Below are 7,499 nucleotides of genomic sequence, written 5' to 3'. Positions count from 1 at the left end.
CCGGCGCGCGCCTCCGGCCCCCCGCCCCCCCCGCCCAGGCCCGCGCCCCCCCCCCCCCCCGCCCCGCCGCGCGGGGCGGGCCCCCCGCCCGCGGGCGTGCGGGTGACCCGGGCCTCCGGGGCGGGGCCGTGGGAGGTCGACGTCCAGATCGTCGTCCGCCGCGACCACCGCGCCCTGACCGTCGCCCGCGCGGTGCGCGACGCCGTGACCGCCGCCCTGGCGGAGACGGCGCCCGGCGCGCAGGTGACGGTGACCGTGACCAACGCGCTGTGAACCGGCCCCCGCCGCCGGCCTACCGGCAGGTGGGCCGGTAGGCGAGTTGCGGCAGGAGTTCGTGCCAGCGGGCGGGGGTGAGGTCGCCGCCGGTGCGGGCGCAGACGTGCCGGACGGCCCGGTCGGTGTCCAGGGTCCAGATCCTGGCCGTCAGGTCGTTGCCCGCGGAGGCCAGGGTGTCGCCGCCGGGCGCGAACGCGACCGAGGTGACCGTTTCCAGGTGGCCGGTGAGGGGGCCGCCGAAGGCCTCCGCGTGGGCGGGGTCGGCCACGTTCCACAGGCGTACGGCGTGGTCCTCGCCGCCGCTGGCGAGGGTGCGCCCGTCGGGGGCGAAGGACACGGAGGTGACGCCGCCTCGGTGTCCGGTCAGCTCCTCGCCCAGGGGCCGGACCCGGCCGGGGTCCGTGACGTCCCACAGCCGTACCGTGCGGTCCCGGCCGCCGGTGGCGAGGACGTGCTCCTCCGGGGCGAAGGCCACGGAGTTGACCCAGTCCCCGTGGGCGGTCAGGGGTTCGCCCAGCGGCCGGGCCCGGTCGCGGTCGCGCACGTCCCACAGCCGGGCGGTCTTGTCCTGGCTGCCGGTGGCGAGGGTGTGCCCGTCCGGGGAGAAGGCGACGGAGCCGACCCAGTCGGTGTGGGCGGTCAGCGGCGCCCCGAGGGGACGTACGTCGTCCGGGTCGCGTACGTCCCACAGCCGGGCCCGCTCGTCCGCGCCGCCGGTGGCGAGGGTACGGCCGTCCGGGGCGAAGGCGACGGTGAGCGCGCCGCCCGGGTGCGCGTCCGGGAGGGTGGCCGCGGGGGCGGGACGGTCCGGGTCGGAGACGTCCCACAGCCGTACGGTGCCGTCCTCGTCGCCGGAGGCGACCGTGCGGCCGTCCGGGGAGAAGGCGACGGTGAGGACGGCGGCCTCGTGACCGGTGAGCGCTCGCGGCAGCCGGCGCGGGTGTCCCGGCCGGCCGACGTCCCAGAGCCGGACCAGGGCGTCGTCGGTGCTGGCGGCGGCGAACAGCCGGCCGCCGGGAGCGTAGGCCACGGCGGTGAGCGGGTTGGTGAAGTCGGTGAGGACGTTCTCCGGCAGGTGCCACAGGCGGACGCTTCGGTCGGCGCCGGTGGTGGCGAGGGTGCGGCCGTCCGGGGCGAACGCCAGGTCCCACAGGCCCTCCGTGTGGCCGGTCAGCGGTTCGCCGAGCTGCTGCGGGTAGGCGGGATTGGCCACGTTCCACAGGATCACGGTGTCGTCCTGCGCGGCACTCGCCAGGGTGTGTCCGTCCGGGCTGAAGGCCACGGACCACACGGCGGCGGAGTGCGCGGTGAGCGGTTCGCCCAGCGGGCGCGGGGTGTCCGTGCCCGAGACGTCCCACAGGCGCACCGTGTCGTCGTAGCCGGCGGTGGCCAGGGTGTCGCCGTCCGGGGAGAACGCCACCGACCAGACCGCCTCGTCGTGCGCGCGCCGCGGCTCGCCGAGCGGGGCCGGCCCGTCGGCGCCGTCGGCCCGCCACAGCCGTACGGTCCCGGTGTGCCCGGCGGTGGCGAGGGTGCGGCCGTCCGGGGCGAAGGCGACGTCCCGGACGCTGCGGGTGTCGGCGCGGGCCGGGTCGCCGAGCGGGCCGGGCCGGGCCGGGTCCCCGAGATCCCACAGGCGGACGGTGCCGTCGTCGCCCGCGGTGGCGAGGGTGCGGCCGTCGGGGGCGAAGGCCACGGAGGTGACGGACTTGCCCTCGTGGCTCACCAGGGGCCGGCCCAGCGGGCGGGGCCGCGCGCGGTCGCGTACGTCCCACAGGCGGATGCCGCCGCCGTGGCCGGCCGCGACGAGCAGCGTGCCGTCGGGTGAGTAGGCCACCGCGCCCACGTCACCGCCGGCGATGCGCAGCGGCTCGCCGAGTTGTTCGCGCGCGTCGGGCTCCGAGGTGTCCCACAGCCGTACGGTGCCGTCGTGGCCGCCGCTCGCGAGGGTCCGCCCGTCGGGGGCGAAGGCCACGGCGCTGCCGATGTCCCGGTGTCCGGGCAGCCGGGTGGACAGCACCCGGCCGGCGTCCGTGGTGAGCGCGGTGCTGAGGTCGGGGGTGGTGCGCATGCCGAGCGCGGCGACGTCGAGCCGGGCGGACAGCGGGGTGCTGGTGGGGCGCAGCCGGTCGGCCTCGGCGGTGATCCGGCCGAAGACGGCGTCGTCCCGCTCGGCCTGGGCGGTGTCCCGCAGTCTGAGGGCGACGACGGCGGTGCCGGAGGCGACCAGCACCAGCAGGGCGAGGGCGGCCGACAGCCCCCGCCGCAGCCACACCGCGCGCCGCCGCCGGCCGGTAGAGGCGGCCAGGAACTCGCGCTCTGTCGGCGTGAGTTCGTCGCGGTGGTCGGGCGGGAAGGCGTCGTGGGCGGCGGCCAGGCGGGAGCCCGCGTAGAGCGCGGCGTTCTCCCGGCCGAGGCCGAGCCAGGTGCGGGCGGCTTCGGAGAGGGCCCGGTGGACGCGCAGCCGGTCGCGTTCGGCGTCGATCCAGCCGCGGAGCCTCGGCCAGGCGGTGATGAGGGCTTCGTGGGCGAGTTCGACGGTGCCGTCGTCGAGGGTGAGCAGCCGGGCGCGGACCAGCCGGTCCAGCACGGCGCGGGTGCCGTCCGGGTCGCCGAGGTCGAGTTCGGTGTGCTCGGCGGGCCGCCGGGTGTCGGGGGTGCCGTCGCCCGGTGCGACGAGCCGCAGCAGGACCCGGCGGGCCAGTTCGGCCTGGGGCGGGGAGAGTTCGCCGTACACCTCCTCGGCGGTGCGCACGACGGCGCCGCGCAGTCCGCCGGCCGTGTCGTAGGCGGTCTCGGTGAGGGCCCGGCCGGTGCGGTGCCGCCAGGTCTCCAGCAGCGCGTGCGACATCAGCGGCAGTCCGCCCGGGGCGTCCTCGACCTCGTCGAGCAGCCGTGCCGTCAGGGCGCGTTCGACGACCAGCCCCTCGGCGGCGGCCGGCCGGACCACGGCCTCCCGCAGCTCCTCGCGGCTCATCGGGCCGGCGAGCAGGGTCGCGTCCTGCAACGCTGCGGTGAGGGCGGGGTGTTCGGCGCAGCGTCCCAGGAAGTCGGCGCGTACGGCGATCACCACGCGCAGGGAACCGCCCGGGGCGGTGGCGGCGAGCAGCCGGTCGACGAAGGCGTTGCGTTCGGCGGGGTCGGCGCAGAGGGTGTACAGCTCCTCGAACTGGTCGACGATCAGCCAGGTGTCCGACCCGGGGGCCGCGCCGGGAACGGGGTCCAGGCGGTCCGCGTGGGTGCGCAGCGGGTCGGCACCGGGGGTGAGGACGCGGACGGCCGCGGGGGCGGCGGGTGCGTTGGGGCCGGTCTCCGGGGTGCGCAGGCGCGGGATCAGGCCGGCGCGCAGCAGGGAGGACTTGCCGCTGCCGGAGGGGCCGAAGACGGCGGTGAAGCGGTGGCGGCGGGTCAGTCCGGTCAGCCGGTCCACCAGCCGGTCGCGGCCGAAGAACAGGGCTGCGTCGTCCGGTTCGTAGCGCGTCAGGCCCCGGTAGGGCGGGCGGGACTCCTCCTCGGCGGCGGCGAGTGCGGCGGCCTCCGCGCTCGCGGCCCGCCACCGCCGCTCCCACTCCTCGGGGTCGCCGCCGCAGACGTCGACGTAGGCGAGGGTCACGGCGAGCGTGGGGAGTTGGCGTCCCGCCGCCGCCTGGGACAGGGCGGTCACCGAGAACGGCACCTTGTCCGCCATCGTCCGGTACGTCGGCCGCCCCACCGACTCGCGCAGGGCGCGGAGTTCGGCGGCGAACCGCTGCACCGGTCCGGCTCCCGGGTCGAGCCGTCGCTCCCGGCGTCCCACTCCGCGTCCGCTCACGTATCCCCGCCCCGCCGTAGCTCCCGGTCCCCGTCCGGGCGCCCACGGTAGGCACGCGCGGGAGGGGCGGCAAGCACGGGGGTGGGCATCGGACGGTGGCACACGCGGAGTTCACGGTGTCTTCACTCCGGTTCCGCATGGTCAGGTGCCGCCCGGCCCGCCGCGCGCCGGTTCCGCATTGTTCAGGGCCGCGGCCGGGCTGCTGAACAACACCATCGCGGGGTGGAATCGGTGCTCGGGGGAGTTGCGGGGTGGCGCACAGGCCGTGCCGCTCGTGGCCGCGCCACCCCGCAGGCCCCTCGCGTACGCCGACGGTCGTGGGCGTGCGCCGGGCTCAGGTACGGACAGATGAGGGAAGTGATCCGATGACCGCCGAGGCGACCCGTCGGCCGCGGAGCGTGACGCTCGCGGTGGTGCTGGTGATGCTCGGAACGTTCGTCGCGGCGACGACGGCGGCCGGTCCGCAGGAGGCGGGGGCTCTGGTGCTGCTGCTGGTGGCGGTCTGTTTCTGGTTCGCGGTCCGGGCCGGCCGGGGACGGCGCGGCGCCCGGACCACGGTGACCTGCCTGACGGCGGTGGTCCTCGCGCTCGGGGCGACGTTCGCGTTCGAGGACGCGCTGTACGGCGGCACCACGCTGCTGCTCGGCGCGCTCCTCGCGGTCCCGGGTGTGGTCCTGCTGTACCGGCCGGCCGCCGAGGACTACGTCCGCGCCCGCGAGGAGGCCCTCCGCACCGGCGAGGAGCTGGACGCGTGACCCGGCCGCCGTACGAGGACCCTGAGCACCCCGAGGGCGAGCCGCCGGGGTCGGACCTGACCGGGTACTGGGATCCGGGCTGGGAGCCGCGGCCTCCCGTGGGCCCCCGGCCGCCGCGTGAGCCCGATCCGCTCGCCGTCGCGGTCGGCAACGCCTCGCTGCTCGGGGCGGGTTATCTGATACTGGGGCGCCGGGGGCTGTTCTGGGCCGGCGCGGTGGTGACGGTCGCGCTGCTGTGGCTGACGTACTCCACGGCCGAGACGTGGTGCGAAGTACTCCTGCTGCTGTGGTGGGCGGCGATGGTCGCGCACGGCCCGTGGCTGGCGCGGCGGCATCCCCAGGCGGGTCCCCGCAACGGTCAGCGGGTGCTCGCGCTCGGGCTCACCGTGCCGGTGCTGGTGGCCGCCGGGTGGGTGCGGTTCGACACCCACGACATCGAGGACGCCGTGGCGGGGGCCCATGCCAGGGGGGACTGCGGGGAGGCGGTGGCGGCCCAGGACGGGGTGGGGTTCCGCCACCGGCTCGCCGCGGCGCCGGTGGCCGCGCGAGGTGACGCCGTGGTCGAGGCGTGCGAACGCCTGGACACGGCCGCCGGATACCTGAGCACCGGGCTGACCGGCGACCTGGACGCGCTGGAGACCGGCTTCGGACGGCTCGGCGCGGCCCTTGGCGAGCCCGGCAACGAACGGGCGGTCGGGGCGAAGCTGACGGACTTCCTCAAGGGGCTGCCGACCGAGGACGGCTGCCGGACCATGGACATCGTGGACTGGCTACGGGACCGCGAGTCCGATCCGAAGGCCCTCGACGGCCCCTCCTCGGCCACCGCGGCCCGAATAGCGCCGGGAGCGCTCAAGGAGTGCGGTGACGCCCTCCTGGCCGACGGGCAGTGGGTGAACGCGCGGGACATGTACCAGCGTCTGCTCGACGAGCATCCCGGCGACGACCGCGCGGACGGTGCACGCGGCGGCATCAGGAAGGCGGGCCTGGCGATTCAACTGAGCGACGTCAGGTCGCTGGTGTCGGAGGCGGACAGCATGAGCACCGGGTACTGCCGGAAACCGGCGAAGTACTCCGGGGCGCCCGCGTACCGCAAGGGAGAGAGCCGCGCCCTGTTCGTCGGCGACACCGAGTACACGGACAAGCTGCCCGAGGCGTGGAAGGCGGGCGACGCGGCCGATGCCGCGCTGGTGGTGTGCGCGGACGAGGTGGAGGCGGGGGACGTCGTCGAGACGTGCCAGTACCGGGACCACAACGGCCGCATCGGCAGTGTCGGGTTCAACAAGCTGGCGGTCCGGGTGAAGGCGTACGCGCTGCGGACCGGCAAGCTCGTGACCGACCGCAAGGTGCAGATGGGCGGCAAGAGCTGCCCGGGCCTTCTCCGGTACTTCGACGATCTGCCGTCACGGCAGGCCGTCACGCCCTCCGACGCCGACGTGCGCGAGGCCTTCGAGCCGGTCGTCGGGCGCTGACGGGCCGGTCGCCGGGGGCGGTTCGGGCAGGGCCAGGCGGTAGACCCGTTCCACCGCGTCGGCGACCCGCGCCCAGGTGTGGTGCCGCAGGACCCGTTCGCGGCCGTTCCTGCCGTACTGGCGGCGCAGCCGTTCCTCGGCGAGGAGTGCGAGGACGGCGTCCGCGAGGGCCCCGGGGTCCCCGGGGGTGATCAGGCGGCCGGTGCTGCCGTCCGCCACGCAGTCGCGGTGGGCGCCGACGTCGGTGGCGAGGACGGGCACCGCGCACGCCATCGCCTCCAGCGGCACGAAGCCGAACGGTTCGTGGACGGAGGTGCACAGCACCAGGTCGGCGCTGCGGAGCAGGGCGGGCATGTCGTCCGGGGAGACCGCGCCGAGCAGCCGGACCCGGTCGGCGACACCGGTGCGGCGGGCCAGCGCGGTCAGGCGCCGTGCCTCCGGGTCGGCCGCCACGGCGCCGGCCGGCGGGCCGCCCGCGACGAGGAGTTCGGCGTCGGGGACCCCGGCGAGGGCGCGGACGGCCTGGTCGTATCCCTTGCCGGGCACCAGTCGGCCGCAGGCGAGCAGCCGGTGCAGTTGGCGACGTTCGGGGGTGCGGCCGGTGTCGGCGGCGGGGTGGAAGTGCTCGGCGTCCACACCGCAGGGCACCACCGACACCCGGCGTGCGGGTACGCCCATGGCGCCGAGCGCGTCGGCCTCGTCGGTACTGGTGGCCAGGGCGCGTCGGCAGACACGGCCGAGCCACCGCTCGACGCCGACGCGTTCGTGCGGGCCGCCGGTGTCGGTGCCGAGGGTGTGGAAGGTCTGCACGAGGGGGATGCCGTGCGGCCGTACGCCGGTCCGCGCGGCCAGTCCGGAGAGCCAGAAGTGGGCATGCACCACGTCGGGCCGCTCCCGGGCCCAGGCACGGGCCAGGTGTGCGCCGAAGCCGCCCATGTGCGGCAGGAGCCCGTCCACGGGGAGCGCCTGCGGCGGGCCGGCCGGTACGTGCTCGACGACCGCGCCGCCGGGCAGCGCGACCCGGGCGGGCAGGTCGCCGGCGTCGCGGCGGGTGTGCACCGTGACGTCGTGACCGCGCGCCGCCAGTTCCTCGGCGAGGCGGGCCACGTAGATGTTCAGCCCACCTGCGTCACTGCCGGGCTCGCTGAGGGGGCTCGCGTGTCCGGACACCATGGCGATCCTCATCGT

At 76.6% G+C, this 7,499-nt stretch carries 5 protein-coding genes; 3 read left to right on the top strand and 2 right to left on the bottom strand.

Annotated features, from left to right (window positions below):
- The first annotated feature begins 102 nt into the window (after positions 1–102).
- Positions 103–273 (top strand): hypothetical protein, encoded by a 171-nt coding sequence (locus tag ACFWR9_RS26770; protein WP_383846431.1) that lies wholly within the window; start codon positions 103–105, stop codon positions 271–273.
- Positions 274–292: 19 nt separating this feature from the next.
- Here ACFWR9_RS26770 and ACFWR9_RS26765 read toward each other — a convergent pair whose 3' ends face one another.
- Positions 293–4,087 carry a WD40 repeat domain-containing protein gene (locus ACFWR9_RS26765; RefSeq protein ID WP_383846430.1) on the bottom strand — a complete coding sequence of 1,265 codons (3,795 nt, stop codon included), beginning with the start codon at positions 4,085–4,087 and terminating at the stop codon, positions 293–295.
- A gap of 365 nt (positions 4,088–4,452) precedes the next feature.
- Here ACFWR9_RS26765 and ACFWR9_RS26760 point away from each other — a divergent pair, with 365 nt between their 5' ends.
- Together ACFWR9_RS26760 and ACFWR9_RS26755 are read left to right on the top strand one after the other, a co-directional pair.
- A complete protein-coding gene (locus ACFWR9_RS26760; protein WP_383846429.1) occupies positions 4,453–4,842 on the top strand; it encodes a hypothetical protein in 390 nt (129 codons plus the stop codon).
- Positions 4,839–6,311, top strand: a complete 1,473-nt coding sequence (locus ACFWR9_RS26755; RefSeq protein WP_383846428.1) for a hypothetical protein — start codon at positions 4,839–4,841, stop codon at positions 6,309–6,311. The genes ACFWR9_RS26760 and ACFWR9_RS26755 overlap by 4 nt, the downstream gene beginning before the upstream one ends.
- Here the strand turns inward: ACFWR9_RS26755 and ACFWR9_RS26750 are convergent.
- Entirely contained in the window at positions 6,243–7,496 is a 1,254-nt protein-coding gene (locus ACFWR9_RS26750) for a glycosyltransferase (RefSeq protein ID WP_383846427.1), read from the bottom strand. The two genes, ACFWR9_RS26755 and ACFWR9_RS26750, sit on opposite strands and share 69 nt — an antisense overlap.
- Positions 7,497–7,499 lie beyond the last annotated feature (3 nt).

Source organism: Streptomyces sp. NPDC058534 (assembly GCF_042717365.1).
Classification (GTDB): Bacteria; Actinomycetota; Actinomycetes; order Streptomycetales; family Streptomycetaceae; genus Streptomyces.
This window is presented reverse-complemented; position numbering and strand designations above follow the sequence as displayed.

Bases quoted from the DNA above. Each gene is read 5' to 3' on its own strand.
- ACFWR9_RS26760 (WP_383846429.1), top strand. From the start codon at position 4,453: ATGACCGCCGAGGCGACCCGTCGGCCGCGGAGCGTGACGCTCGCGGTG.
- ACFWR9_RS26750 (WP_383846427.1), bottom strand. From the start codon at position 7,496: ATGAGGATCGCCATGGTGTCCGGACACGCGAGCCCCCTCAGCGAGCCC.